This is a genomic window from Enterobacter cloacae complex sp. 309I3, from assembly GCF_050031595.1.
Taxonomy (GTDB): domain Bacteria; phylum Pseudomonadota; class Gammaproteobacteria; order Enterobacterales; family Enterobacteriaceae; genus Enterobacter; species Enterobacter cloacae.
In genome coordinates, this window is record NZ_JBLGWI010000001.1 from 1,999,861 (window position 1) to 2,024,554 (window position 24,694).

Sequence of the window (24,694 nt, forward strand, 5' to 3'; positions counted from 1 at the left end):
GAAAATCATGTCACATCTCGCAGAGCTGGTTGCCAGTGCAACAGCCGCCATTAATCAGGCCTCAGATGTTGCCGCGTTAGACAATGTCCGCGTCGAATATTTGGGTAAGAAAGGGCATCTGACCCTTCAAATGACTACCCTGCGTGAGTTGCCGCCGGAAGAGCGCCCGGCAGCCGGTGCGGTGATAAACGAAGCCAAAGAGCAGGTTCAACAGGCTCTGAACGCGCGTAAAGCGGCGCTGGAAAGTGCCGTGCTGAATGCGCGTCTGGCGGCAGAGACGATCGATGTTTCTCTGCCTGGGCGCCGTATCGAAAACGGTGGCCTGCATCCGGTGACCCGCACCATCGATCGTATTGAAAGTTTCTTCGGTGAGCTCGGCTTTACCGTGGCGACTGGCCCGGAAATCGAAGATGATTACCATAACTTCGACGCTCTGAACATTCCAGGCCATCATCCGGCACGTGCTGACCACGACACTTTCTGGTTCGACGCCACCCGTCTGCTGCGTACTCAGACCTCCGGCGTACAGATCCGTACCATGAAGGAGCAGGAACCCCCGATCCGTATCATTGCACCGGGCCGCGTCTACCGTAACGATTACGATCAGACCCACACCCCAATGTTCCACCAGATGGAAGGGCTGATCGTTGATAAAAACATCAGCTTCACCAACCTGAAAGGCACGCTGCACGACTTCCTGAACAACTTCTTTGAGGAAGATCTGCAGGTTCGTTTCCGTCCGTCCTATTTCCCGTTCACCGAACCGTCTGCGGAAGTGGACGTGATGGGCAAAAACGGCAAATGGCTGGAAGTGCTGGGCTGCGGCATGGTGCATCCGAACGTACTGCGCAACGTGGGTATTGACCCGGAAGTTTACTCCGGCTTTGCGTTTGGGATGGGCATGGAGCGTCTGACCATGCTGCGTTATGGCGTGACCGATTTGCGTGCATTCTTCGAAAACGATCTGCGTTTCCTCAAACAGTTTAAATAAGGGCAGGACAGAACAATGAAATTCAGTGAACTGTGGTTACGCGAATGGGTGAACACCACACTGGACAGCGAAGCGCTTTCCAACCAGATCACCATGGCGGGTCTGGAAGTTGACGGTGTAGAGCCGGTTTCTGGCGCCTTCACCGGCGTGGTCGTGGGCGAAGTGGTTGAATGCGGTCAGCACCCTAACGCTGACAAACTGCGCGTCACCAAAGTTAATGTGGGTGGCGATCGTCTGCTGGATATCGTCTGCGGCGCGCCAAACTGCCGTCAGGGCCTGAAAGTGGCCGTGGCGACTGTCGGCGCTGTGCTGCCGGGCGATTTCAAAATTAAAGCGGCCAAACTGCGCGGCGAGCCGTCTGAAGGCATGCTGTGCTCGTTCTCCGAGCTGGGTATTTCCGACGATCACAACGGCATTATTGAACTGCCGCTGGATGCGCCAATCGGCACCGATATCCGCGAATACCTGAAGCTCGATGACAACACCATCGAAATCAGCGTGACGCCAAACCGTGCAGACTGCTTAGGGATTATCGGCGTGGCTCGCGATGTTGCGGTGCTGAACCAGACCGAACTGAACGCGCCGGAAATCGCCCCGGTTGCTGCTACCATCAGCGACGTGCTGCCTATTCAGGTAGACGCGCCTGAGGCCTGCCCACGCTACCTCGGTCGTGTAGTGAAAGGTATCAACGTCAAAGCGCCAACCCCGCTGTGGATGAAAGAAAAACTGCGTCGCTGCGGTATCCGTTCTATCGATGCGGTTGTTGACGTGACCAACTATGTTCTGCTGGAACTGGGCCAGCCAATGCACGCGTTCGATAAAGATCGTATCGACGGCGGGATTATCGTGCGTATGGCGAAAGAGGGTGAAAACCTGGTTCTGCTGGACGGCAGCGAAGCAAAACTGAATGCCGACACGCTGGTGATTGCCGATCACGGTAAGGCGCTGGCGATGGGCGGCATCTTCGGTGGCGAACACTCTGGTGTGAACGATGAAACGCAAAACGTTCTGCTGGAATGTGCCTTCTTCAGCCCGCTCTCTATTACCGGTCGTGCGCGTCGTCATGGTCTGCACACCGATGCCTCTCACCGCTACGAGCGTGGCGTTGACCCGGCGCTGCAGTACAAAGCGATGGAACGTGCGACCCGTCTGCTGATCGACATCTGCGGCGGCGAAGCGGGCCCGGTTATTGATGTAACCAACGAAGGCACGCTGCCGAAGCGCGCGACCATTACCCTGCGTCGCAGCAAGCTGGATCGCCTGATTGGCCACCACGTTGCCGATGCACAGGTCACCGATATTCTGAAACGTCTTGGTTGCGACGTGACGGAAGGGCAGGACGAGTGGAAAGCCGTTACGCCGTCATGGCGTTTCGACATGGAGATTGAAGAAGATCTGGTGGAAGAAGTGGCCCGCGTCTACGGCTACAACAACATCCCTGACGAGCCGGTACAGGCCGGTCTGGTGATGGGCTCCCACCGTGAAGCCGATCTCTCCCTGAAGCGTGTGAAAACCATGCTGAACGACAAAGGTTATCAGGAAGTGATCACCTACAGCTTTGTCGATCCTAAGCTGCAGCAGCTGATCCATCCAGGCCAGGAGGCGCTGATCCTGCCAAGCCCGATCTCCAGCGAGATGTCGGCAATGCGCCTGTCTCTGTGGACCGGCCTGCTGGGCACGATTGTCTACAACCAGAATCGTCAGCAAAACCGTGTGCGAATTTTCGAAAGCGGTTTGCGCTTTGTGCCGGATAATCAGGCAAATTTAGGCATCCGTCAGGATCTCATGCTGGCTGGCGCCATCAGCGGTAATCGCTATGAAGAGCACTGGGACCTGGCAAAAGGCACGGTTGATTTCTACGATATGAAGGGCGATCTGGAAGCGATTCTCGATCTGACCGGTAAATTATCTGAAATTGAATTCCGTGCAGAAGCCATTCCGGCGCTCCACCCGGGCCAAAGTGCGGCTATCTATTTAGCGGGCAAACGCATTGGTTTTATTGGCGTTGTTCATCCTGAGCTGGAACGTAAACTGGACCTGAACGGCCGTACCATCGTGTTTGAGCTGGAATGGAGTCCGGTTGCAGACCGCGTGATTCCACAGGCGCAGGACGTCTCTCGCTTCCCGGCAAACCGCCGTGATATCGCGGTTGTGGTCGCTGAAAACGTGCCTGCAGCAGATATTTTGGCCGAGTGTAAGAAAGTTGGCGTAAATCAGGTAGTTGGCGTAAACTTATTTGACGTGTACCGCGGCAAGGGCGTAGCAGAAGGTTTCAAGAGCCTCGCTATCAGCCTTATCCTTCAGGATACCAGCCGTACACTCGAAGAAGAGGAGATTGCCGCTACCGTCGCCAAATGTGTAGAGGCATTAAAAGAGCGATTCCAGGCATCATTGAGGGATTGAACCTATGGCGCTTACAAAAGCTGAAATGTCAGAATATCTGTTTGATAAGCTTGGGCTTAGCAAACGGGATGCCAAAGAGCTGGTAGAGCTGTTTTTCGAAGAGATCCGTCGTGCTCTGGAAAATGGTGAGCAGGTAAAACTCTCCGGCTTTGGCAATTTTGATTTGCGAGACAAAAACCAACGTCCGGGCCGTAACCCGAAGACGGGGGAAGATATTCCCATTACAGCCCGCCGCGTGGTGACCTTCAGACCCGGACAGAAGTTAAAAAGCCGTGTCGAAAACGCAACGCCCAAAACAGAGTAATATGAACTAACTAAAAAGGCCGCTCTCGCGGCCTTTTTTCTTTGCTCTCGCTGGCAAACCCGCCGTAAAATCAATTACATCTCACGCTAATAAAACCGTACACATGCTTGATTTTGCCCATCGCCAACAGCGTTCCGATCGACGCCGCCTGCTTTTGCTGGTACTGCTGCTTTTTGTTGCCGCCGGTTTCAGCCTGTGTGCTGGCGACCAGTGGCTAAGCCCGGCACGCTGGTTTGGTCCTGAAGGGCAGCTTTTCGTCTGGCAAATTCGTCTGCCGCGCACGCTGGCGGTGATCCTGGTCGGTGCCGCGCTGGCGCTCTCAGGCACCATTATGCAGGCGTTGTTTGAAAACCCTCTGGCAGAGCCGGGGCTGCTCGGTGTCTCAAATGGCGCCGGTGTAGGGCTGATTGCCGCGGTGATGCTCGGCGGTGGGGCGCTTTCCCCCTGGGGCGTTAGCCTCAGCGCCATTCTCGGGGCATTGCTGATCACCCTCATTCTTCTGCGCTTCGCACGACGTCATTTATCAACCAGTCGGCTGCTGCTTGCCGGGGTTGCGTTGGGGATCATCTGCAGCGCGTTGATGACCTGGGCGGTTTACCTCTCCACCTCGTTCGATCTGCGTCAGCTGATGTACTGGATGATGGGCGGGTTTGGCGGCGTAGACTGGCGGCAGGGCTGGCTGATGGTGCTGCTGGTCCCGGTCATACTGTGGGCGGGCGTGCAGTCGCAGCCGCTGAATATTCTCGCTCTTGGTGAAACCTCAGCCCGCCAGCTCGGGATGCCGATTGGCGTCTGGCGCAACGCGCTGGTGATTGCAATTGGCTGGCTGGTGGGAGTGAGCGTGGCGCTGGCGGGGGCGATTGGCTTTATCGGGCTGGTTATCCCGCACATGCTGCGTCTGTGTGGCATCACCGACCATCGAATCTTACTTCCCGCCTCGGCAGTGGCCGGTGCGGCAACGCTGCTGGTGGCGGATATCATCGCCAGGCTCGCCCTGAACGCCGCTGAGTTGCCCATCGGTGTGGTCACCGCCACGCTGGGCGCGCCGGTGTTTATCTGGCTACTATTAAAAGCTGGACGTTAAATCGATAACCTGAGGAAATGCTATGCAGTCTGATATTCTGAATACCGAAGTGACCACCATCGACGGGGACAAAACCACCCTGGAACGCTACAAAGGCAACGTGTTGCTCATTGTGAACGTAGCCTCCAAATGTGGTCTGACGCCGCAGTATGAGCAGCTGGAGAACATTCAGAAAGCCTGGGAGAAAGACGGCTTTACCGTACTGGGCTTCCCGTGCAATCAGTTCCTGGGTCAGGAGCCGGGCAGCGAAGAGGAGATCAAAACGTTTTGCAGCACCACCTATGGCGTGACGTTCCCGATGTTCAGCAAAATTGATGTGAATGGCGAAAATCGTCACCCGCTGTATGCCAAACTGGTGGCCGCCGCGCCGACCGCCGTGGCACCGGAAGGCAGTGGCTTTTACGAGCGTATGGCCAGCAAAGGGCGAGCACCGCTCTATCCGGACGACATCCTGTGGAATTTCGAAAAATTCCTGATTGGTCGTGACGGCCAGGTCGTTCAGCGTTTTTCTCCGGATATGACGCCTGAAGATCCTATCGTCATGGAGTCAATCAAGCTGGCGCTGGCGAAATAATGACGCAGCTGATGCAGCTCACGGACGTTGCCGAGACGGGGCGTCTGGAGCCGGTGACGGCGGCCATCCGTGCAGGTGAAATCCTGCATCTGGTGGGGCCGAACGGGGCAGGGAAGAGTACGCTGCTGGCGCGCATGGCGGGGCTGACCGTCGGGCCAGGCTCGATCACCTTGCTCGATAGCCCCCTTGGTGACTGGTCGGCGGTCGCGCTGGCGCACCGGCGGAGCTACCTTGTTCAGCAGCAGGTCCCGCCGTTTGCGATGCCGGTCTGGCACTATCTGATGCTGCATCTGCACGATAAACAGCAGACCGCGCTGCTCACCGAAGTGGCGGCGGCGTTGGGGTTAGAGGACAAACTTTCCCGGCATGCCAGCCAGCTTTCCGGTGGCGAGTGGCAGCGCGTCCGTCTGGCGGCGGTGATCCTTCAGATCCATCCGGCGGGCAACCCTCACGGGCGACTGTTGTTGCTGGACGAGCCGATGAGCGGTCTGGACGTGGCGCAACAGGCGGCGCTGGACACGCTCCTCAGCGCGCTGTGTCAACAAGGCATTGCCGTGGTGATGAGCAGCCATGACCTTAACCATACGCTGCGCCATGCGCACAGCGTCTGGCTTCTGGCGCGCGGGAAGATGATTGCCAGCGGCACGCGCGATAGCGTCCTTACGCCGCCAAATCTCGCTCGTGCTTACCATATGCCGTTCCGCAGGCTGGATATCGAAGGGCATAAGATGCTGATTTCTACCGCACACGAGTAACCGTTTCTTGCCTGTTAGCGCCATTGCACGCTAAATTACGAAAAGAATAAAAAAAGCAGAGGATTCGTCTGGACATGCGATTCTGGTTTCTCATGGTGGCAGCGTTATTTCTTGCGGGATGCAGTAGCCATCGCGCACCGCCGCCTAACCCACGACTTTCAGATTCAATCACCGTGATTGCCAGCCTGAACGATCAGCTGAGCAACTGGCGCGGGACACCGTATCGCTACGGTGGCATGAGTCGCGGTGGGGTGGATTGCTCCGGCTTCGTGCTGATGACGTTCCGGGATAAGTTTGATTTGCAGCTTCCACGCGAAACGCGTAAACAGGCTGAAATCGGTACCGAAATTGATAAAGATGAGTTGTTACCCGGCGACCTGGTTTTTTTCAAAACCGGCTCGGGTGAAAGTGGTCTGCATGTTGGCATTTATGATACGGATAACCAGTTTATTCATGCCTCGACCAGTCGTGGGGTGATGCGTTCTTCGCTCGATAATGTTTACTGGCGTAAAAATTTCTGGCAGGCACGACGTATTTAGTCCGCCACCGACCACGCATTTCTGACGGCATGGCACAATTAAACCATGCCGTTTTTTTGCAATTAAGATGATTAAAGTTAAATTTACAACAAATTACTTATGTCCTTATGTGTCTGTTTTATCTAAAACTGGCTATTACGCAGCAACCAGGATAAGATTATTTTAGATTCAGGGATAAATCTGAAAATTAATACGGATCTAATGAAATTAAACTTATTAAAATCAAGACAGTGGAATTGTGTCAGCAATTGCTCCAGGATGTCCTCTCTCATCTTTAATGCGGGGCGAGTGCAATGATTATTACGTTAGATAATGCCTACCAGTCTGAGCTGTTGCTCCAGCCTGCCCGCAATAATGCCGGTGAGCTTAAAGGATTAGAGGTGACGGTTAACTTTACTGGCGTCGGCAGCGATGTACGGATCCCCACTGAACTCGTTATCCCGCGTCTGACACCGGCAGAAGAGTTAGCGCTGTTTCAAGAAAAACTGCAATTGCTTGATACCTGCAAACTGTTTTTTATTCAGCATCAGTTAATTGCATGGATCAATATTACACCTGTAATAGTTGAGTTTTTATTAAGTAATGGGAACGCTGTTTCAATACTTGAGCGTTATCCGTTTCTTGAGTTTACTGTTAATGAGAATTATCCAGGTTTAAATAACGGAAAAGACGATCCTGAACTGGCGAGAATGGCGATTCATTTTCCGCTGGTACTGGCAAACTTTGGTGCCGGTGAAGCCTCGCTTAAAGCCGTTTATGATGGTTTGTTTAAACGTGTCATTCTGGACAAAGGGTTTATCCAGCAGCACGCGGCGGCGCTTTCTTTTGAGCCCTTTATGCGCGCTATTCTGTGGCAAATAACGTCACATTGTCAGTCTGTGCTCGTCGCCGGTATTGACGATCATGCCCTGTTGCAGCGCGTTTTATCCTTCAACTTTGGTGCCATGCAGGGGGCGCTGTGGCCTGCCGTAACTGCAGAGCGCGTCACCACGCTGGTTCAGTGATAACCCTTTCTTTCGCCCGTGTTTAAGTCCGGGTAAACCCTCTACACTAAAAGCAGGAGGACTTATGACCCTGTCTTTTACTGCGCACTGGCATGACGAGTTGCCGGGTTTTTATACCGCACTCAAACCAACACCATTACATCATTCCCGTCTTGTCTGGCATAACGATTCGCTGGCGAACGACCTGGCTATCCCACCGGAAATGTTCCAGCCTTCAGACGGCGCGGGCGTCTGGGGAGGGGAAACGCTGCTCGATGGCATGCAGCCCCTCGCTCAGGTCTATAGCGGACACCAGTTTGGCGTCTGGGCGGGACAGCTGGGGGACGGCCGTGGGATCCTGCTCGGCGAACAACAGCTCCCCGGCGGAGAGACGGTCGACTGGCACCTGAAAGGGGCGGGTCTCACACCCTATTCACGCATGGGCGATGGGCGCGCGGTACTGCGCTCAACCATTCGTGAAAGTCTGGCGTCGGAAGCGATGCATGCGCTGGGTATTCCCACCACGCGCGCGCTGACGATAGTGACCAGTGACACCCCGGTGGTCCGCGAAACGGTAGAGAAAGGCGCCATGCTGATGCGCATTGCGCAAAGCCATCTGCGTTTCGGCCATTTTGAACATTTTTATTATCGCCGCGAGCCGGAAAAAGTACGCCAGCTTGCCGATTACGCCATCCGACGGCACTGGCCGCAGTTACAGGACGAGGCCGACAAATACCACCTCTGGTTCCGGGATGTGGTTGCCCGCACGGCAATCATGATTGCCCGCTGGCAGTCCGTAGGCTTTGCCCATGGTGTGATGAACACCGACAACATGTCGATTCTGGGGCTGACCTTTGATTACGGTCCGTTTGGTTTTCTCGATGACTACCAGCCGGGGTATATCTGCAACCACTCGGACTATCAGGGACGCTACAGCTTTGACAATCAGCCGGCGGTGGGGCTGTGGAATCTGCAGCGTCTGGCGCAATCCCTGTCGCCGTTTATCGACGTTGATGCCCTGAATGATGCGCTCGACGGCTATCAGGAGACATTGCTGCGCGAATACGGCACGCTGATGCGCAACAAGCTGGGGCTGATGACGCAGGAGAAGGGCGATAACGCTATTCTGAATGGCTTGTTTGCGCTCATGGCGCGTGAGGGCAGCGACTATACCCGTACCTTCCGTATGCTCGGCCAGACAGAGCAGCATAGCGCTGCCTCACCGCTGCGCGATGAGTTTATCGACCGACAGGCGTTTGACGACTGGTTTGCCACTTACCGCGCGCGCCTGCAACAAGAGCAGGTGGATGACGCGACCCGGCAGGCGCAGATGAACGCGGCGAACCCGGCGATGGTCTTGCGCAACTGGCTGGCGCAGCGGGCGATTGAGCAGGCGGAGCAAGGTGAATATGCGGAATTACACCGGCTGCACGTAGCGTTGCGCACGCCGTTTGCCGACCGGGACGACGATTATGTCAGCCGCCCGCCTGACTGGGGCAAGCGGCTGGAGGTCAGCTGCTCAAGCTAATGTTTTGGCCGGGAAGCACAGGCTTGCCCGGCCGATACGTCACTGGGCGACCCACCCGCCGTCCATATTCCACGCCGCGCCCCGCACGTGCACGGCGCTGTCGCTACATAAAAACAGCGCCAGTTCACCCAGCTGTTCTGGCGTAACAAACTCTCCTGATGGCTGTTTCTCCGCAAGCAACTGCTCGCGCGCCCGATCCGCAGGCACACCTTCTGCGATACGTTTGTCGATCTGCTGCTGAACCAGCGGCGTAAGCACCCATCCCGGGCAGATGGCGTTAGCAGTAATACCGGTGCGGGCAGTCTCCAGCGCCAGGGATTTTGTAAAACCGACCACCCCGTGCTTGGCGGCGACATAGGCTGACTTCTCTTTTGACGCCACCAGCCCATGCACGGAGGCGATATTAATGATGCGTCCCCAGTTTTTCTCGCGCATTGCAGGCAGCGCCAGTCGGCTGGTGTGAAACACCGACGACAGGTTAATGGCAATAATGTCGTTCCATTTCTCCACCGGGAACGCCTCAACCGGGGCGACATGCTGTATCCCGGCATTATTGATAAGAATATCCACTCCGCCGAACTGCGTGTCGGCGTAGCGCATCATCGCGTCGATTTGCAGAGCGTCACGCAGATCTGCATCGTGATAACCCGGTTTTTTCCCCAGCCGGGCGATCTCTTCTCTTGCTGCGTCACTGTCGCCAAAACCGTTGAGGATCAGCTGCGCTCCGGCCTTTGCCAGTACGCGGGCGATGCCCAGACCAATACCGCTGGTCGAGCCGGTCACCAGCGCCGTTTTACCGTTCAGATTCATTTTATTCTCCTTACACAATGCCGGTGAGATAGAACACGGCAATGACAAAAAGCACCGCCAGACTTTTGATGATCGTGATGGCGAAAATACCGCCATAGGCCTGACGATGGCTAAGACCGGTGATGGCCAGCAGCGTAATCACCGCGCCGTTATGGGGGAGTGTATCCATGCCACCGCTGGCCATAGAAGCCACCCGGTGCAGGACCTCCAGCGGAATATTCGCGGCATGGGCGGCGGCGACAAAGCTATCTGCCATGGCCGCCAGCGCAATGCTCATCCCACCTGAAGCCGAACCGGTGATCCCGGCGAGAACGGTTACGCTGATCGCTTCATTCAGTAACGGGTTCGGAATAGCCGCCAGCGCGTGGGATAAGACCAGAAAGCCGGGCAGGGCGGCGATAACTGCACCGAAACCATATTCCGAGGCGGTATTCATCGCCGCCAGGATCGCGCCGCTCACTGCCGTCCGGCTGCCTTCCGCCAGACGTCCCCGGATGTTGCGAAAACCAAAGATCAGCACCAGCACGATACCGGAAATCAGCGCAGCTTCCACGGCCCAGATGGCGGTGATCTTGCTGACCTCGGTCACAATCGGCTTTGCCAGTCCGGGCAGGGTCAGCTCGTGGCTGGTGCCATACCAGCCGGGGATCCAGCGGGTAAACAGCAGGTTGAGGATCCCCACCACCAGCAGGGGGGAAATCGCAATCAGCGGATGGGGAAGGTTAATGTTGTCCGGCGTTTCCGGTTCGTTTTTCAGATCCGTGCCGTAACCTTCATTGTTATTGAGCGCTTTCCGCCGCTGGCGCTCCAGCCAGAGCAGGCCAAAGCAGATAATAAACAGCGAGCCAATCAGCCCCAGCCAGGGGGCAGCCCAGGCATTAGTGCCGAAGAAGCTGGTGGGGATAATATTCTGGATCTGCGGCGTGCCGGGCAGGGCGTCCATGGTGAACGAGAACGCCCCCAGCGCCACGGTCGCCGGGATCAGCCGTTTGGGGATCCCGCTCTGGCGAAACAGTTCGGCGGCGAAAGGATAAACGGCAAACGCCACCACAAAGAGCGACACGCCGCCGTAGGTTAACAGTGCGCAGACCAGCACAATCACCGGAATGGCGTGGCGGCGGCCAAGGATTTGAATGGCTGCGGCAACAATGGAGCGTGAGAAGCCGGAGAGTTCAATCAGCTTGCCAAACACGGCGCCCAGCAGGAACACCGGGAAGTAGAGCTTGACGAAGCCCACCATCTTTTCCATAAACAGGCCGGTAAACGTCGGGCCGACAGCGCCCGGGTCGGTTAACAGCACGGCACCCAGCGCCGCAATGGGCGCAAAAAGAATAACGCTATATCCGCGATAGGCCGCCAGCATCAGCAGCGCCAGCGCCGCCAGGGCAATTAACACACTCATTGCGACTCCTTACTGTTGTTATATTCGGGTACTCATGAGAGGTTTAACGCTCGACGGTCAGCGCAATGCCTTGCCCGCCGCCTATGCACAGAGTGACCAGCCCTTTTTTGGCGTCACGGCGCTGCATTTCATGCAGCAGCGTCACAAGGATCCGACAGCCGGATGCACCAATCGGATGGCCCAGCGCGATAGCGCCACCGTTAACATTCACCTTGCGCGCATCCCAGCCAAGCAGGTTACCAACCGCCAGCGCCTGCGCGGCAAAAGCTTCGTTGGCTTCGATGAGATCCACCTCATCCAGCGTCCAGCCTGCCCGCGCCAGCGCGGTCTGGCAGGCGCTGACGGGGCCGATGCCCATTACGGACGGGTCGACCCCGGTAACGGCGTAGCTCACGATCCGGCCTAGCACCGGTAGTCCGCTCGCCCGCGCTTTTTCTTCGCTCATCATCAACACCGCGGCGGCGCCATCGTTCAGGGTGGAGGCATTCCCCGCCGTGACCGTGCCGTCCTCCTGGCGAAACGCGGGGCGCAGTTGCGCAAGCTGTTCTGCGGTGGTTCCTGGCCGGGGTTGTTCGTCATGACGAATCACCAATGGCGGCTTCTTGCCCTGTTTCACCGTTACCGGGGTAATCTCGGCCTCAAAGCGAGCAGATTCGATGGCAGACGCCGCCTTTTGCTGTGACCCGGCGGCGAAGGCATCCTGCTGTTCGCGTGAAATGCCGTACTGCCGGGCGACGTTTTCCGCAGTGATCCCCATGTGGTAATCGTTAAACGCATCCCACAGGCCGTCGACGATCATGCTGTCCTGCAGGCCCGTGTGGCCAAAACGCAGCCCGGAACGGGCGCCATCCAGCAGGTAAGGGGCATTGCTCATGCTCTCCTGACCGCCCGCGATCACCACCTCTGCGTCTCCACAGCGGATAGCCTGTGCCGCAAGCTGTACCGCCTTCAGCCCCGCGCCGCAGACCAGATTGACCGTGGTGGCAGGGGTACTGACGGGCAGCCCGGCGGCGATAGCCGTCTGACGTGCCGGGTTTTGTCCGCAGCCTGCCGTCAGCACCTGCCCAAAAATCAGTTCGTCTGTGTCACCTGCCGAAAGCGAGCTCTCCTCAAGCAGGCGGCGCACCGCGACAGCACCAAGTTCAACGGCGGAAAGGGGAGAGAGCGAACCGCGAAAACTGCCAATCGGCGTTCGCGTTGCCCCGACTATCATGACGTTTTTCATGTTGAGTCCTCAGCTAAAGCGCATTTCGCGAACGTCGTCCGCCACGATGATTTTTCCGGCAGTTTTGCTGACGATCTCGTCAATGCCGACGCCGGGGGCGTATTCACGCAGAATGAACGCACCGTCTTTAATTTCCAGCAGGGCCAGGTCGGTTAACACCCGGCGGATGCAGCCCACGCCGGTGAGCGGTAGCGTGCAGCGCGACAGCAGTTTGGACTCACCGCTCTTCGACGCGTGGGTCATCACGACAATGATGTTCTGCGCCCCGGCGACAAGATCCATGGCGCCGCCCATGCCTTTCACCATCTTTCCGGGGATCATCCACGAGGCGATGTTGCCTTCCACGTCCACCTCAAACGCCCCGAGCACCGTGAGGTCGACGTGACCCCCCCGGATCATGGCGAAGGACTGGGCCGAGTCGAAAATGGCGGCACCGGTTCGTGCGGTAACGGTCTGCTTACCAGCGTTAATCATGTCGGCATCAAGGCTCTGCGCATCGGGAAATTCCCCCATCCCCAGCAGTCCGTTTTCTGACTGGAGCATCACGTCCATGCCGGCCGGGATGTAGTTCGCCACCAGCGTCGGGATACCGATCCCCAGGTTGACGTAGTAACCGTCGCGCAGCTCGCGGGCGACGCGCATGGCCATCTGTTCGCGGGTTAACATGGTCAGACTCCCTCTGCGCGCAGCGTGCGCTGTTCAATGCGTTTCTCAAACTGGCCGACAATCAGCCTGTCGACGTAAATTCCCGGGGTGTGAATGGCGGACGGCGGCAGCTCACCCGGCGGGACAATCTCTTCCACCTCCACCACGGTTATCCGTCCTGCGGTGGCCATCAGCGGGTTGAAATTTTGCGCGGTGTGGCGGTAGATGACGTTGCCGTACCAGTCCGCTTTCCAGCCTTTGATCAGCGCAAAATCGCCTGTAATGGCCTCTTCAAGGATGTAGTGCTTACCGGCAAACTGACGTACCTCTTTCCCGGCGGCCACGGGCGTGCCATAGCCGGTGGCCGTGTAAAATGCCGGAATACCGGCCCCGCCCGCGCGCACCTTTTCGGCCAGCGTGCCCTGGGGCGTCAGCTCAACCTCCAGCTCGCCGCTCAGCACCTGCTGTTCGAACAGCGCGTTCTCGCCGACGTAAGACGCCACCACCTTCCGCACCTGGCGCGTCTCCAGCAGCAGCCCGAGCCCGAAACCATCCACGCCGCAGTTGTTCGATACCACCGTCAGGCCCTGCACCTGACGGCGTTTGACTTCCGCAATCAGATTTTCAGGAATACCGCACAGGCCAAAGCCGCCCGCCAGCAATGTCATCCCGTCCGCCAGCCCCTCCAGCGCCTGCGCATAGCTGCCGACGCGTTTATCCAGTCCTGCCATAGCCATCCCTCCTGTTGTCCGTGGCGGTATCATTGGGGGCGACGACTCTTTTGTTAATTTTGAATTTGTGACTCACTCATTTGGTTTTTTTATTAATTTCCTGTTAACTAAATTTTTTCAATTAGTTAACAGGATGAAAAATGAGAATGAGTGTCAAACAGTTACGCGCGTTTTTAGCGGTAGCTCACACTCTCAATTTTGCGCACGCCAGCGAACGGTTAAATCTTTCTCAGCCTGCCCTCAGCCTGACGATTAAAGGGCTGGAGGATGCGCTGGGGGGCCCGCTGCTGCAGCGAAGCACGCGTAAGGTCACCCTGACGCAGGAGGGCGAAACCTTTTTACCGATGGCGCGGCAGCTGCTGGCTGACTGGGATAACGTGGAAGAGGCAATGCACCAGTGCTTTACGTTGCAGCGCGGCAAAATCTCGGTCGCGGCCATGCCGTCGTTTGCGGCTAACGTCCTGCCGGAGGTGCTGAAAGCGTTTCGCGATCGCCATGCCGGGATCAACGTCACCGTGCATGATGTCATCAACGAACAGGTGATTGAGATGGTGCGGGAAGGGCGGGTCGAGATGGGGATCGCCTTTGAACCAGCGCCGACGCATAACCTGCTGTTTACGCCGCTGGGCCTCGACCGGTTTGTCGCCATTGTGCCGAAAGCGTCCCCCCTTGCGGTGAAAAAACGCCTTTCCTGGAATGAACTGCTGACGCTGGATTTCATTACCCTGCAGCGCCCCTCGGCGGTGCGCCTGATGATGGAAGAGGAGCTGGCCCGTAGCGGCCGCAAGCTGGAGGTGGCGCTGGAGAGCCATCAGCTGGTGACGGTAGGAAGGATGGTCGCCAGCGGGCTGGGCGGCAGTGCCGTACCGGCGCTGTGCGAGGCGCAGATGACATCGCTGGGTGCGGTCTGTATTCCGCTGGACAGCCCGCCGATAGAAAAATGTATCGGGGTGATCCATCCAGGGCACACGCAGCTCTCAAAAGCGGCGCATGCCCTGCTGGAAACCCTGAAAGATTTTTATCAGCCCGATCAGGGGGCGAGAAACACCTGAGGTGCAGCATGAGCCGGGTGTCGGCCAACCTGCACCTGCGCGCCGTACCAGCGCGTCAGCGTATCGGCCTGCAGAACCGCCTCCGGGGCCCCCTGAGCGACCATTTTGCCGTTATGTAACAACAGGATCCGATCCGCCCACAGCGCCGCCAGATTGAGATCGTGCAGCACAACACAGACATGCAAATGCCCCCGACGGGTCAGGGAAGAGAGCAGGCGCAGCAGATGCTGCTGGTGGTAAAGATCCAGCGCGGACGTGGGTTCATCCAGAAACAGCCAGCCGCGCGGCGCACCGTCGCACCAGAGCTGTGCCAGCGCGCGGGCGAGTTGAACGCGTTGCTGCTCCCCGCCGGAGAGTGCCGCAAACTGCCTGCCCGCCAGTGGTAAACAGCCGGAGATGGCCATCACCTCCTCAATCACCAACGCCTCAGGGCGTCGCGTCCACGGCGCTCGCCCCATCCCGATCACCGCTTCTACCGGCCAGTCGAATCCGAGCTGGGTATTCTGGCGCATGACCGCCCGGTAGCGGGAGAGTCTGTCCGGCGGCCAGGCCGCAAGCGGCGTTCCCGCCAGACTGCACCGTCCGCTCGCGGGTTTGAGATAGCCGGTAAGCAGGCGTAACAGGGTCGATTTCCCGGCACCGTTGGGGCCAATCAACGCCACCAGTTCGCCCTGAGAGAGGGTCAGCGACACGTCGTCGATCAGCGTCCGTTGCCCGGCGTGAAAGACAATATTTTCCGCACAGTAGCGTTCAGCCATGCGCACCTCCGCGACGAAAGATAAGCCACAGGAACCACGGCGCACCGAGAAGACTGGTCAATAAACCGACCGGCATTTCCGCCGGGGCGACCAGGGTACGCGCCAGCGTATCGGCAGCCAGCAACAGTAACGCACCGGCCAGCACCGAGCCGGGGATCACCGCCCGGTGATCGGCCCCCAGCCACATGCGCACCAGGTGTGGCACCACAAGACCAACAAAGCCGATGACACCGCTGACGGCCACCGCGGCGGCCACCAGCAGGGCGCTGCACAGCAGCAGGAGCCGCTGTACAACGGCCACCTCCACCCCGAGGTAGTGCGCCTCTTCTTCGCCAAGCTGTAGCAAATTAAGCGCGCCAGCCAGGCGCCAGATAACCAGCACGGTGGGAACCATCAGCGAGCAGACGGCCAGCAGCGTTGACCACTGCGCCTGGCCGAGGCTGCCCATGCCCCAGAGTGAGAGCTGGCGAAGCTGGGCATCATTACTGAGCCATGACAGCACGCCGACGGCCGCCCCGCACAGGGCATTGATGGCAATCCCCACCAGCAGCAGCCGCGACAGGGAACTGTCACGTTGCCGGTTAAGCAGGAAAATGACGAAAGTCGCGGCCAGCGCACCGAGAAATGCCGCCAGCATCGGGGCGTACAGCATCACCAGCGCAGGCAGCGAGAGCGGAAGAACCACCCACAGCGCGACGGCGAGTGCTGCGCCGCTGCTGATCCCCAGCAGGCCCGGATCGGCCAGCGGGTTACGAAACAGTCCCTGCATCACGCAGCCAGCCAGCGCCAGCGAACCGCCGATCGCCAGCGCCAGCAGCACGCGGGGCAGGCGGATTGTCAGCCAGATCTGACGCAGCGCGTCGTCGCTGCCGCTCCACAGCAGGCTGACCGGCAGGCGCAACGCGCCCACACCGCTGGCCGCCAGCGTCATGACGGCCAGCAGCGCGGCCAGCAACCACAATGCCAGTACGGCGCGTCGGGACATCAGGGCAATTGCTCCGCTTTACGGCGTAACTGCTGGATCGCCTGTGGCGTTCGCACGCTAAAGCCCAGCAGCGCCATATCGTCGATGGCCAGCATCTGCCGGTGACGTCCCGCTGGAGTTTGCGCCAGACCGGGCAGTTGCCACACCGCATCCGCCCCACCCAGAGCGTTCACGCCATCCTGCGAGATCACCACCAGGTCGGGCTGACTGGCGATAACGCCTTCCTGAGACAGCGGCTGATAGCGAGTGAAGCCCTGCATCGCGTTCTGCAGCCCTGCCGCACGAATGGCAGCATCCGCCGCGGTTTGTTGCCCGGCGGCCATCGCGGTCATCCCGCCGTGGTTGAGAATAAACAGCACCCGTTTATTGAGCGGTGACGCGGGAAGCGCCGCCAGCGCCTGACGCAGCGAGTTGCGCAGGGTTTTCCCTTCTGCCTCGCGGTGTGTCGCCTCAGCGATAACCCGAACCTTTTCATCGATAACGTTGAGGTCATTGCCTGCCGGAACGGTGATCACCCTGACATGACTCTGCTCTACCTGTTTTAACGCCAGAGACGGCTGTGCCTGTGCACTGGCCAGCACCAGCGTGGGGCGCATGGACAAAATGCCTTCGGCATTCAGCTGGCGCAGATAGCCCACGTCCGGCAGCGTGTTTGCCGCCTGTGGCCACTGGCTGGTGCTGTCGCGTGCCACCAGCGAAGATGCCGCGCCGAGCGCATAGACAATCTCGGTAACGTCGCCGCCGAGCGCGACGATTTTCTCCTGCGGCGCAGCAAATGCCAGCAACGGCAGGGCGCTGATCAGGGCAAGCCATTTTTTCATGCGGCCAGCCCTTTTGCCGTTAAGGCGTCGATCTGGCTGCGCCACTGACTCTGCTCGGGTTCGCCTTCGCTCCGCTGGCCGTACAGCTGGGCAATCTGCGTGCCGTCGGCGGCAAACAGCTCCAGGCTGGTGACATGTCCGTCAGCCGTCGGTTTGCGCGTGACCCAGGATTCGGCGATGGCCCCTTCCAGCAGATGCAGGGTGAAAGCCGGGTTGAAGATGTTCAGCCAGCCCTTCATCGGCATCAGTTTTTCCACCACGCCGGTGAAGATCTGCACGCAGCCGCGGTTACCGACGAAAATCATAATTTCGTTCCCGTCCTGGCGTGCCGTTTCCAGCAGCTGGGCCAGCGCGGTGTTGTCGACCCTGCAGGCCAGATCGTCGCCCACCAGGCGAAACGCCTGTTGACGGCTGAGGTTGTGGCGCTTGAGCAGGCTGAAGAACTGATGCACGTCGGTCATGGCACGCCACTCTGTGTCCACGAGCGAGGCGTCCGGGTTTTCAGCGTGAGCCGGGACATCGGCCGTTTTCAACGCCAGCGGCGGATTCCCGGCAAAGATAAAGCGGGTGAGCAGATCGCCCCAGGCGGTGAGGTCGGTGTTATCCGTGGCGTAAACCTTCAGCAGGGCGTCGCCCTGGTGGTCGAAGAACTGAATGCTCTGCCGCTCGCCGTGGGCGGTGGCCTCGCTGATATGAAATACGCTCGCCCACTGGTTAAGGAACAGGCGCAGATCCAGCGCGCGCGGGTTGAGGATCAGCCCGGCGTGGCCGCTCAGGTGTTGATGGGTAAAGGCGCCGACCTGCTCGTGAACGGCGTAGTCGTTGCGGCAGATGCATTTGGTTTCGCCCACCGCTTCCAGCGCGGCCAGGATCTCGCGGACGTCACCGCGCAGGCGCCAGGCGTCATGGCCCACACGGGCGAAGGTCAGCTCGGCTTCGCTGATGTTCATTAAACCTGCAATGTCGCGCGCGTACTTACCCGGATTTTCTTCTTTTAGCTCAAGCCAGCGTGTGTAGTGATTCATTGTCTTTTCCTCTCAAAGCATTGCCCCGGGCAGCCGGGGCGGGGATTACCATTGATAACTGACGAAAATCTTCCCGTTTCGACCATCCTGCGGAATGCCCTGTGGCGACCAGTATTGTTTGTCGAAGGCGTTGCCCAGCACCAGCGTCGTGGTGACGCCTTTAAGCTGCGCCTGGCCGGTGTAGCTCACGTAGAAATCGTTAACCGCGTAGCCGGGTTGCTCGCTGTAGCTGCTGCTGATGTGCGTTGAGCGATCGACAAAGGTGCCGATCCAGCCGACGGAGAAGCCGCTTTGTGCCAGCGGAATATCCAGCTTGCTGGTGACGGTATCCGGGTTGATGCTGGAAATATACTCGCCCGTGTCGGTATCTTTTCCGCGCGTGCGGTTATAGGCGAGGTCGAGGTTGAACAGGTCGGCGGAGTATTTCGCCATCACGTCCCAGCCCCAGATTTTGGCGTTCGGGACGTTATATGACATGGTGGTCGCCGCCGCAAAATCGACGGTGGTGGAGATGTAGTCTTTGGCGTTGGTATCGAAATAGCTGGCTTTAAACTCCAGCGCATCGTTGGCCAGCATCAGATCATCAAAGCGCAGACCAAAACCATACTCCTGCGTTTCGTTGGTTTCCGGGCGCAGATTGGGGTTGGGCACCCAGTAGTTGGTATAGAAGCGGCCAATGGAGAAGTGTTTGGCGTCGTTATACATTTCGCCCATGGTTGGCGCGCGGAACGCCTGCGCGTAAGAGCCGAACAGCATCAGCCAGTCGGTCGGGCTGACGGTTAACCCGGCACGGGAGGACCACTTATCGGCATCCACATCCTTGTAGCCGTCGCTGCTGCCGCGGTAGTTGTCGTAGCGCGTGCCGCCAAGAAGGGTCACGGGGAGGTCGCGCAGGGTGATTTCATCCTGCAGCCAGCCGGAGCTGAAATCGATTTGTGCCTGCGGGAAGCCCGTTGTTGCCCCGCCCGGGCGTTGCTCCTGACGATAATACTCACCGCCGTAGGTCAGCAGGTGCGACGCAAAGGAATCGCTGAACAGGCGGGTGCGGTTCTCCACTTTGCCGCCTTTGGTGGTCTGTTTGCGAAACTCACCGCTGCCGTCGATGTTCTGGGCGTTGATACGCGCTTCGGACCAGTAAATTTTCGCGTCGGCGTTCAGCCAGTCGTTACCCTGTGGGGCAAGGTGATAGCCGAGCTGCGCGTCACGCTGGATGGTGGAGCGGTCGGTCAGCGGGTTACTGCTGCTGTCTGCTGCACTGGTTTGCGGGTTTTTCGGCTCCTGTGCAGCGTTATTGTAATAGCGCAGGGAGCCGGTCAGGCTCTGAGCCGCGTCGATTTTCCAGCTACCCTTCGCCAGCATGTTCTGAATGGATTCGTCGTTCGGGGCGGTGGTGCCGTCACTCTGGCGCAGATCGCCACGATCCCGGCTCGACCAGGAGAGCAGCCCGTCCAGGGTATCGGTGCGGCCATAGGCGCTGGCCCCCATGCCGATGCTGTGATCGCCCGTCGCACCGGTAGCGAACACCCGATAGCCGCTGTTTTTACCCGACTCAAGCAGATCTTTGGCATCGACGGTGTCATAGGCAATCACACCGCCCAGCGCGCCGCTGCCGTACAGCAGGGCCGACGGACCGCGCACCACTTCGATACGTTTAATCAGCGCCGGATCGAGGAACGTGCTGTTCAGGTGGCCGGTGTCGGTTCCCTGGCGCACGCCGTCAACCAGTACCAGCACGCCGCGACGGTCATAACCGCGCAGGTTAACGTCCTGGCCGTTGGTACGTCCGGTGCCATCGAGCGTCAGGCCGGGGACGTTACGCAGCAGGTCGGCTGCCGAGCTGGCAGTTTGTTTATCCGGTGTGCTGGCGTCAATCACGCTTACCATCATGGGGGCTTCGAAGGCGCTACGGGCGTTACCCGTGGCGGTCACGGTCATTTCATCTGTGGTAGCAAACGCGACGCCCGGCAGGGTGCTGACAATCGCCAGCGCCAGAAGTGACGGACGTAAAGGCGCGGAAGGCAGGTGTGGCATAGCAACTCTCCATTAAGAATTGAAAGCGCTGGCTGCCTGGGGTTCACCTGGGTGGCTGGCGGAGTTTTTGTGTTGTTTATTTTGTGAGGATCAATTTTCCGGCATGGGTCTGGCGCAGCAGGTAGCGTTGACCGTCATGCTCGATAATGACCCGTCCCTCATCGCCCAGCAGGGTTTTGCTGTCAATGCGACGCTCGGCGGGGGCAGATGCTGTGTCTGTTTTTGGCGGCGTTGCCGCAGTGTTATCCGTACGTGACATAATGTTTATAAATAACAATCAATGTAACAATGATAATCATTATCAATAAACTGCAAATTCGCGGCAAGCGTTTTTGTGAAAAAAGGGTGAGAGGATCAAATTTGGGGGTGAAGTGCGGTCAGATGCCCTCACCCCGACCCTCTCCCACAGGGCTGAGGGTTCCCCAGAAAAATGAAAAGCACGATGAAGTGTGATCTACTGGTTGCGCTAACAAATCAGAAGAGACCTCATCGTGCCTTTACAGACAGTCTGCCAGAAATTTTTCTCCGCGTCTTTACCGGACGTTCACAGCTTCCGGATTAATGTCCTTGTTTCCATGGCCGTTGCCCTCACGCACGGTGCGGATCTGACCCTGACCAGCCTTGGTCGCACTCTTCCCGGCAGGGCGCACGTCAAAAATAAAATTAAACGTGTTGACCGTGCCCTGGGTAATACCGCCCTTCACCGGGATATTCCCCGTATTCAGCACCTGCTCACACATACCATCACCTCCCTGATGCCCTTCTGTGTGATTGCTGTCGACTGGACAGGCTGGCATGACAGGAACTGGTATCTTCTGCGGGCAAGCCTGGTCTGTAATGGTCGCTCACTGCCGCTTATGAGTGAGGTTGTCCCCGCAGAGCTGGCGCAGAACAGTGATGTACAGTGCCGCTTCCTTGACCGCCTGCATGATGCCATCCCGAAAGATAAAGCCGTCACCATCATTACGGATGCAGGCTTCCGGACAGACTGGTTCCGGCATGTCAGCCAGCTGGGCTGGAGCTTCACCGGCAGGGTCAGGGGCTGCATCAGCTTCCGGCTGGACGGAGATAAAAAGTGGATGAAAATCAGTGAGCTTGAGGCTACCGGACAACCGGTCTGCGTGGGTTACGGTGTCCTGTCCCGTAAACCACGAACGCCCTGTTACGGCCGGTTCTATCTGCATAAGCGCCCTGACGCAGGGCGTCAGGGAAAAGGGGGGATGCCGAAAACACAGCGGGAACACCGCAGTAGCGCGCGGGAGCCCTGGCTGCTGTTCAGTAATGCAGAGGGACTGGAGCCGCACCAGATAATGGCCCTGTACAGCCGCAGAATGCAGATAGAACAAAACTTCCGGGACGACAAAAGTCCACGCTTCGGGTTCGGTCTGAGGCTGAGCCGGAGTCAGGGAAAAGGGCGACTGGAAGTGCTGAATATGGTCGCGGCAATGGCAAGCCTGGTGATGTGGCTGGCAGGTTACAGGGCAGAAAGGCAGTGTTTACACTGGCACTATCAGGCAAGCAGCATCAGGCACAGACGGGTTCTGTCATACCTGAGTCTGGCAGAAGAAGTCATCCGGCATGAGCCCGGGAAAGTGAGACGGCTGAATATAGTTAACGAGATGAAAAAGCTGGGAAAAGAGTACAGTAATATGGTCATGGTGGCATGACCATATTACTGGGGATCCCTCAGCCCACAGGGAGAGGGAGAAGGGCACGGATCGTAGGCCGGGTAAGCGCAGCGCCACCCGACAATAACATCAGAAGCGCGAATCTACCGCCGACGCCAGCTTCTCCAGCAGCAGTTCGCTGTCTTCCCAGCTCAGGCACGGGTCGGTGATCGACTGGCCGTAAACCAGCGGCTGACCCGACACGATTTTCTGCGTGCCTTCGCGGATAAAGCTTTCGGCCATAATGCCCGCAATGGCGCTTGAACCGCTGCGGATCTGCTGGCAGATCTCATCGCAGACATCCAGCTGGCGACGGTGCTGTTTCTGACAGTTACCGTGGCTGAAGTCCACCACCAGATGTTCCGGCAGATCGAACTCGGCCAGCGTTTCACAGGCCGCGGCGATATCCCCGGCGTGATAGTTCGGTTTCTTGCCGCCGCGCATAATGATATGCCCGTACGGGTTACCGCTGGTCTGGTAGATGGTCATCTGGCCGCTCTTATCCGGCGAGAGGAACATGTGGCTGGCACGCGCAGCGCGGATCGCATCGACCGCAATCCGGGTGTTGCCATCGGTTCCGTTTTTAAACCCGACCGGGCAGGAGAGGGCAGAGGCCATTTCACGGTGGATCTGGCTCTCGGTGGTCCGCGCGCCAATCGCGCCCCAGCTGATCAGATCGGCGATAAACTGGCCGGTCACCATATCGAGAAACTCGGTGGCCGTGGGAACGCCCAGCTCATTCACCTGCAAAAGCAGCTTACGTGCCAGCTCAATCCCATGGTTAACGCGATAGCTGCCGTTGAGATCGGGGTCTGAAATTAATCCTTTCCAGCCCACCACAGTACGGGGTTTTTCAAAGTAGGTCCGCATCACGATCTCAAGGCGATGCTGGTGTTGTTCCCGCAGCCCCTGTAGCCGTTTTGCATAATCCATTGCCGCGTTCAGGTCATGGATCGAGCAGGGGCCAATTACCACCAGAAGACGTTTGTCTTCACCATTAAGAATTTTTTCAATGCGTCGGCGCGAGGCCGTAACATGCTCCGCAACGCCTGCGGAAAGTGGATGCCGCTGTGCCAGTTCAGCCGGTGTAACCAGGCTGTCAATGCGCGCTGTGCGGAGTTCGTCGGTTTTATTCATGGAATGTCTCAGAAATTTTTGGCTTCATCGGCAGACTACCGGGAAGTGATGGGCATCACCTTAAACCAATCCCTGCTGATTTCAAGTTCGGGGCGGCTCCGCCCCGAGGATGTGGTGGATGATACCTGAATCTGAGCTAATGTACTAGCATATTAGTACATGCGACGATTAAGACCCATGATGTCGAGAATTTTGGTGGCGATCTCTTCGACCGAATAGTTGGTGCTGTTCAGCCAAGGGATCTGGTTTTTGCGGTACAGCGCTTCCACTTCGGAGACCTCCATTCGACACTGGCGCATGGAGGCGTAGCGGCTGTTCTCGCGGCGCTCTTCGCGGATGGCGGCAAGGCGCTCCGGATTAATGGTCAGCCCGAACAGCTTGTGCTGCAGCGGCTTCAGGGCGGCAGGCAGCACCAGATTGTCCATATCATCGGCAATGAACGGGTAGTTGGCGGCACGAATACCAAACTGCATCGCCAGGTAGAGGCTGGTAGGGGTTTTGCCGCAGCGCGAGACGCCCAGCAAAATGACCTGCGCCTGGTCGAGGTTTCGCAGCGAGATGCCGTCGTCATGCGCCAGGGTGTAGTCAATGGCGGCGATACGCGCATCGTATTTGGTCAGGTTGCCAGGGTTCAGCCCGTGGGTTCGGTGGGCGATGGGGGTCGGGTCGAGCTTCAGTTCGCTCTGCAGCGGAGCCACCAGCGCCTGCACGATATCCTGACAAAAGCCTTCGCTTTGCAGAATGATGTTGCGAATTTCCGGGATCACGATGGAGTAGAACACCAGCGGGCGCACGCCCGTCTGCTGGTAAATGGCATCAATCTGGTCCTTGACCGCCCGCGCGCGGCTCTCATTTTCCACAAACGGCAGCGTGATGCTGTTAATCGAAACGGGGAACTGTGACATCACCGCATGCCCCAGCACCTCGGCGGTAATCGCCGTACCATCAGAAATATAAAAAACGTGGCGATCGACAGCATTATCCATTTTATCCACCCTGAATATCGGACCTAATTGTCTGAAAGCATAAATTAAAAAAGTTAATTGCACAGCAAAGAAGTTATCTGAATTTAAAATGAAATGGTGTTTTTGATTTTCCTGAAAAGTGGATTTCATTTTTCAAATAGCGACGTCATTTTTGTGGTTTTTGGCTGAATATATAGGAATCATCGGCTTATCCGGTGGAGGGAAAGTATCCGAAAAGTTGAAAATTTAAATTGCTTACACGATTCACCGTTTTTTTAG

At 58.0% G+C, this 24,694-nt stretch carries 24 protein-coding genes; 11 read left to right on the plus strand and 13 right to left on the minus strand.

Features of this window, described 5'->3' with window-relative positions:
- The first annotated feature begins 7 nt into the window (after positions 1 to 7).
- The 9 genes from pheS (at position 8) to selO (ending at position 9,161) form a co-directional block, all read left to right on the plus strand.
- The gene (gene pheS, locus ACQG22_RS09515) at positions 8 to 991 is read left to right on the plus strand and encodes a phenylalanine--tRNA ligase subunit alpha (RefSeq protein WP_013097003.1); all 984 of its coding nucleotides are present in this window, start codon (positions 8 to 10) and stop codon (positions 989 to 991) included.
- A 15-nt stretch (positions 992 to 1,006) separates the two neighbouring features.
- Positions 1,007 to 3,394 (plus strand): phenylalanine--tRNA ligase subunit beta, encoded by a 2,388-nt coding sequence (gene pheT / locus ACQG22_RS09520; protein ID WP_095907707.1) that lies wholly within the window; start codon positions 1,007 to 1,009, stop codon positions 3,392 to 3,394.
- A gap of 4 nt (positions 3,395 to 3,398) precedes the next feature.
- Positions 3,399 to 3,698, plus strand: coding sequence for an integration host factor subunit alpha (gene ihfA / locus ACQG22_RS09525; protein ID WP_013097001.1), 300 nt, complete (start codon positions 3,399 to 3,401; stop codon positions 3,696 to 3,698).
- Positions 3,699 to 3,801: 103 nt separating this feature from the next.
- Complete coding sequence (gene btuC, locus ACQG22_RS09530; protein ID WP_095907708.1) at positions 3,802 to 4,782, plus strand: vitamin B12 ABC transporter permease BtuC; 981 nt, start codon at positions 3,802 to 3,804, stop codon at positions 4,780 to 4,782.
- Positions 4,783 to 4,804: 22 nt separating this feature from the next.
- Positions 4,805 to 5,356 (plus strand): glutathione peroxidase, encoded by a 552-nt coding sequence (locus ACQG22_RS09535; protein WP_020688363.1) that lies wholly within the window; start codon positions 4,805 to 4,807, stop codon positions 5,354 to 5,356.
- Entirely contained in the window at positions 5,356 to 6,111 is a 756-nt protein-coding gene (btuD, locus tag ACQG22_RS09540; RefSeq protein ID WP_045902862.1) for a vitamin B12 ABC transporter ATP-binding protein BtuD, read from the plus strand. Before ACQG22_RS09535 ends, btuD begins: the two co-directional genes overlap by 1 nt.
- A 74-nt stretch (positions 6,112 to 6,185) precedes the next feature.
- Positions 6,186 to 6,650, plus strand: coding sequence for a C40 family peptidase (locus ACQG22_RS09545; RefSeq protein ID WP_023620702.1), 465 nt, complete (start codon positions 6,186 to 6,188; stop codon positions 6,648 to 6,650).
- Between the two features lie 293 nt (positions 6,651 to 6,943).
- Positions 6,944 to 7,654 carry an EAL domain-containing protein gene (locus tag ACQG22_RS09550; protein WP_020688361.1) on the plus strand — a complete coding sequence of 237 codons (711 nt, stop codon included), beginning with the start codon at positions 6,944 to 6,946 and terminating at the stop codon, positions 7,652 to 7,654.
- A gap of 64 nt (positions 7,655 to 7,718) precedes the next feature.
- Complete coding sequence (selO, locus tag ACQG22_RS09555; RefSeq protein WP_045295830.1) at positions 7,719 to 9,161, plus strand: protein adenylyltransferase SelO; 1,443 nt, start codon at positions 7,719 to 7,721, stop codon at positions 9,159 to 9,161.
- A gap of 39 nt (positions 9,162 to 9,200) precedes the next feature.
- Here the strand turns inward: selO and ACQG22_RS09560 are convergent, their stop codons facing one another.
- Genes ACQG22_RS09560 through ACQG22_RS09580 form a run of 5 tightly spaced genes read right to left on the minus strand, consistent with a single transcriptional unit; the run spans position 9,201 to position 13,974 of the window.
- Positions 9,201 to 9,971, minus strand: a complete 771-nt coding sequence (locus tag ACQG22_RS09560) for a 3-hydroxybutyrate dehydrogenase (protein ID WP_013096993.1) — start codon at positions 9,969 to 9,971, stop codon at positions 9,201 to 9,203.
- 10 nt (positions 9,972 to 9,981) lie between these two features.
- A complete protein-coding gene (locus ACQG22_RS09565; RefSeq protein ID WP_013096992.1) occupies positions 9,982 to 11,373 on the minus strand; it encodes a GntP family permease in 1,392 nt (463 codons plus the stop codon).
- Between the two features lie 43 nt (positions 11,374 to 11,416).
- Positions 11,417 to 12,598 (minus strand): acetyl-CoA C-acetyltransferase, encoded by a 1,182-nt coding sequence (locus tag ACQG22_RS09570; protein WP_038980282.1) that lies wholly within the window; start codon positions 12,596 to 12,598, stop codon positions 11,417 to 11,419.
- Between the two features lie 9 nt (positions 12,599 to 12,607).
- Entirely contained in the window at positions 12,608 to 13,264 is a 657-nt protein-coding gene (locus ACQG22_RS09575) for a CoA transferase subunit B (RefSeq protein WP_020688356.1), read from the minus strand.
- 2 nt (positions 13,265 to 13,266) lie between these two features.
- The gene (locus ACQG22_RS09580) at positions 13,267 to 13,974 is read right to left on the minus strand and encodes a CoA transferase subunit A (RefSeq protein ID WP_013096989.1); all 708 of its coding nucleotides are present in this window, start codon (positions 13,972 to 13,974) and stop codon (positions 13,267 to 13,269) included.
- A 140-nt stretch (positions 13,975 to 14,114) separates the two neighbouring features.
- Between ACQG22_RS09580 and ACQG22_RS09585 the strand changes: the two genes are divergently transcribed.
- Positions 14,115 to 15,026: a LysR family transcriptional regulator gene (locus tag ACQG22_RS09585; RefSeq protein ID WP_013096988.1), complete on the plus strand. Its 912-nt coding sequence runs from the start codon at positions 14,115 to 14,117 to the stop codon at positions 15,024 to 15,026.
- Here ACQG22_RS09585 and ACQG22_RS09590 read toward each other — a convergent pair.
- The 6 genes from ACQG22_RS09590 to hemP form a co-directional block, all read right to left on the minus strand.
- A complete protein-coding gene (locus tag ACQG22_RS09590) occupies positions 15,005 to 15,784 on the minus strand; it encodes a heme ABC transporter ATP-binding protein (RefSeq protein WP_148791112.1) in 780 nt (259 codons plus the stop codon). The genes ACQG22_RS09585 and ACQG22_RS09590 overlap by 22 nt on opposite strands.
- Positions 15,777 to 16,769: a FecCD family ABC transporter permease gene (locus ACQG22_RS09595; protein WP_369706442.1), complete on the minus strand. Its 993-nt coding sequence runs from the start codon at positions 16,767 to 16,769 to the stop codon at positions 15,777 to 15,779. The genes ACQG22_RS09590 and ACQG22_RS09595 overlap by 8 nt, the downstream gene beginning before the upstream one ends.
- Positions 16,769 to 17,590: a heme/hemin ABC transporter substrate-binding protein gene (locus ACQG22_RS09600; RefSeq protein WP_369706443.1), complete on the minus strand. Its 822-nt coding sequence runs from the start codon at positions 17,588 to 17,590 to the stop codon at positions 16,769 to 16,771. The genes ACQG22_RS09595 and ACQG22_RS09600 overlap by 1 nt, the downstream gene beginning before the upstream one ends.
- Positions 17,587 to 18,615 carry a hematinate-forming heme oxygenase ChuS gene (gene chuS / locus ACQG22_RS09605; protein WP_040019718.1) on the minus strand — a complete coding sequence of 343 codons (1,029 nt, stop codon included), beginning with the start codon at positions 18,613 to 18,615 and terminating at the stop codon, positions 17,587 to 17,589. The genes ACQG22_RS09600 and chuS overlap by 4 nt, the downstream gene beginning before the upstream one ends.
- Positions 18,616 to 18,660: 45 nt before the next feature.
- Positions 18,661 to 20,646 (minus strand): TonB-dependent hemoglobin/transferrin/lactoferrin family receptor, encoded by a 1,986-nt coding sequence (locus ACQG22_RS09610; protein ID WP_369706444.1) that lies wholly within the window; start codon positions 20,644 to 20,646, stop codon positions 18,661 to 18,663.
- A 76-nt stretch (positions 20,647 to 20,722) separates the two neighbouring features.
- On the minus strand, positions 20,723 to 20,905 hold the full coding sequence (gene hemP, locus ACQG22_RS09615; protein ID WP_020688348.1) for a hemin uptake protein HemP: 183 nt from the start codon (positions 20,903 to 20,905) through the stop codon (positions 20,723 to 20,725).
- Between the two features lie 232 nt (positions 20,906 to 21,137).
- Between hemP and ACQG22_RS09620 the strand changes: the two genes are divergently transcribed.
- The gene (locus ACQG22_RS09620) at positions 21,138 to 22,313 is read left to right on the plus strand and encodes an IS4 family transposase (protein ID WP_038418736.1); all 1,176 of its coding nucleotides are present in this window, start codon (positions 21,138 to 21,140) and stop codon (positions 22,311 to 22,313) included.
- A gap of 90 nt (positions 22,314 to 22,403) precedes the next feature.
- Here ACQG22_RS09620 and aroH read toward each other — a convergent pair whose 3' ends face one another.
- Both aroH and ppsR read right to left on the minus strand, forming a co-directional pair.
- Complete coding sequence (aroH, locus tag ACQG22_RS09625; protein ID WP_369706612.1) at positions 22,404 to 23,450, minus strand: 3-deoxy-7-phosphoheptulonate synthase AroH; 1,047 nt, start codon at positions 23,448 to 23,450, stop codon at positions 22,404 to 22,406.
- Positions 23,451 to 23,602: 152 nt separating this feature from the next.
- On the minus strand, positions 23,603 to 24,436 hold the full coding sequence (gene ppsR, locus ACQG22_RS09630; RefSeq protein WP_023620693.1) for a posphoenolpyruvate synthetase regulatory kinase/phosphorylase PpsR: 834 nt from the start codon (positions 24,434 to 24,436) through the stop codon (positions 23,603 to 23,605).
- Positions 24,437 to 24,694: the final 258 nt, after the last annotated feature.

Bases quoted from the DNA above. Each gene is read 5' to 3' on its own strand.
- btuD (WP_045902862.1), top strand. From the start codon at position 5,356: ATGACGCAGCTGATGCAGCTCACGGACGTTGCCGAGACGGGGCGTCTG.
- pheS (WP_013097003.1), top strand. From the start codon at position 8: ATGTCACATCTCGCAGAGCTGGTTGCCAGTGCAACAGCCGCCATTAAT.
- ACQG22_RS09610 (WP_369706444.1), bottom strand. From the start codon at position 20,646: ATGCCACACCTGCCTTCCGCGCCTTTACGTCCGTCACTTCTGGCGCTG.
- aroH (WP_369706612.1), bottom strand. From the start codon at position 23,450: ATGAATAAAACCGACGAACTCCGCACAGCGCGCATTGACAGCCTGGTT.
- ihfA (WP_013097001.1), top strand. From the start codon at position 3,399: ATGGCGCTTACAAAAGCTGAAATGTCAGAATATCTGTTTGATAAGCTT.
- pheT (WP_095907707.1), top strand. From the start codon at position 1,007: ATGAAATTCAGTGAACTGTGGTTACGCGAATGGGTGAACACCACACTG.
- ACQG22_RS09575 (WP_020688356.1), bottom strand. From the start codon at position 13,264: ATGTTAACCCGCGAACAGATGGCCATGCGCGTCGCCCGCGAGCTGCGC.
- ACQG22_RS09595 (WP_369706442.1), bottom strand. From the start codon at position 16,769: ATGTCCCGACGCGCCGTACTGGCATTGTGGTTGCTGGCCGCGCTGCTG.
- ACQG22_RS09590 (WP_148791112.1), bottom strand. From the start codon at position 15,784: ATGGCTGAACGCTACTGTGCGGAAAATATTGTCTTTCACGCCGGGCAA.
- ACQG22_RS09585 (WP_013096988.1), top strand. From the start codon at position 14,115: ATGAGAATGAGTGTCAAACAGTTACGCGCGTTTTTAGCGGTAGCTCAC.
- ACQG22_RS09570 (WP_038980282.1), bottom strand. From the start codon at position 12,598: ATGAAAAACGTCATGATAGTCGGGGCAACGCGAACGCCGATTGGCAGT.
- btuC (WP_095907708.1), top strand. From the start codon at position 3,802: ATGCTTGATTTTGCCCATCGCCAACAGCGTTCCGATCGACGCCGCCTG.
- ACQG22_RS09565 (WP_013096992.1), bottom strand. From the start codon at position 11,373: ATGAGTGTGTTAATTGCCCTGGCGGCGCTGGCGCTGCTGATGCTGGCG.
- ACQG22_RS09550 (WP_020688361.1), top strand. From the start codon at position 6,944: ATGATTATTACGTTAGATAATGCCTACCAGTCTGAGCTGTTGCTCCAG.
- selO (WP_045295830.1), top strand. From the start codon at position 7,719: ATGACCCTGTCTTTTACTGCGCACTGGCATGACGAGTTGCCGGGTTTT.
- ppsR (WP_023620693.1), bottom strand. From the start codon at position 24,436: ATGGATAATGCTGTCGATCGCCACGTTTTTTATATTTCTGATGGTACG.
- ACQG22_RS09580 (WP_013096989.1), bottom strand. From the start codon at position 13,974: ATGGCAGGACTGGATAAACGCGTCGGCAGCTATGCGCAGGCGCTGGAG.
- ACQG22_RS09545 (WP_023620702.1), top strand. From the start codon at position 6,186: ATGCGATTCTGGTTTCTCATGGTGGCAGCGTTATTTCTTGCGGGATGC.
- chuS (WP_040019718.1), bottom strand. From the start codon at position 18,615: ATGAATCACTACACACGCTGGCTTGAGCTAAAAGAAGAAAATCCGGGT.
- ACQG22_RS09560 (WP_013096993.1), bottom strand. From the start codon at position 9,971: ATGAATCTGAACGGTAAAACGGCGCTGGTGACCGGCTCGACCAGCGGT.
- hemP (WP_020688348.1), bottom strand. From the start codon at position 20,905: ATGTCACGTACGGATAACACTGCGGCAACGCCGCCAAAAACAGACACA.
- ACQG22_RS09535 (WP_020688363.1), top strand. From the start codon at position 4,805: ATGCAGTCTGATATTCTGAATACCGAAGTGACCACCATCGACGGGGAC.
- ACQG22_RS09600 (WP_369706443.1), bottom strand. From the start codon at position 17,590: ATGAAAAAATGGCTTGCCCTGATCAGCGCCCTGCCGTTGCTGGCATTT.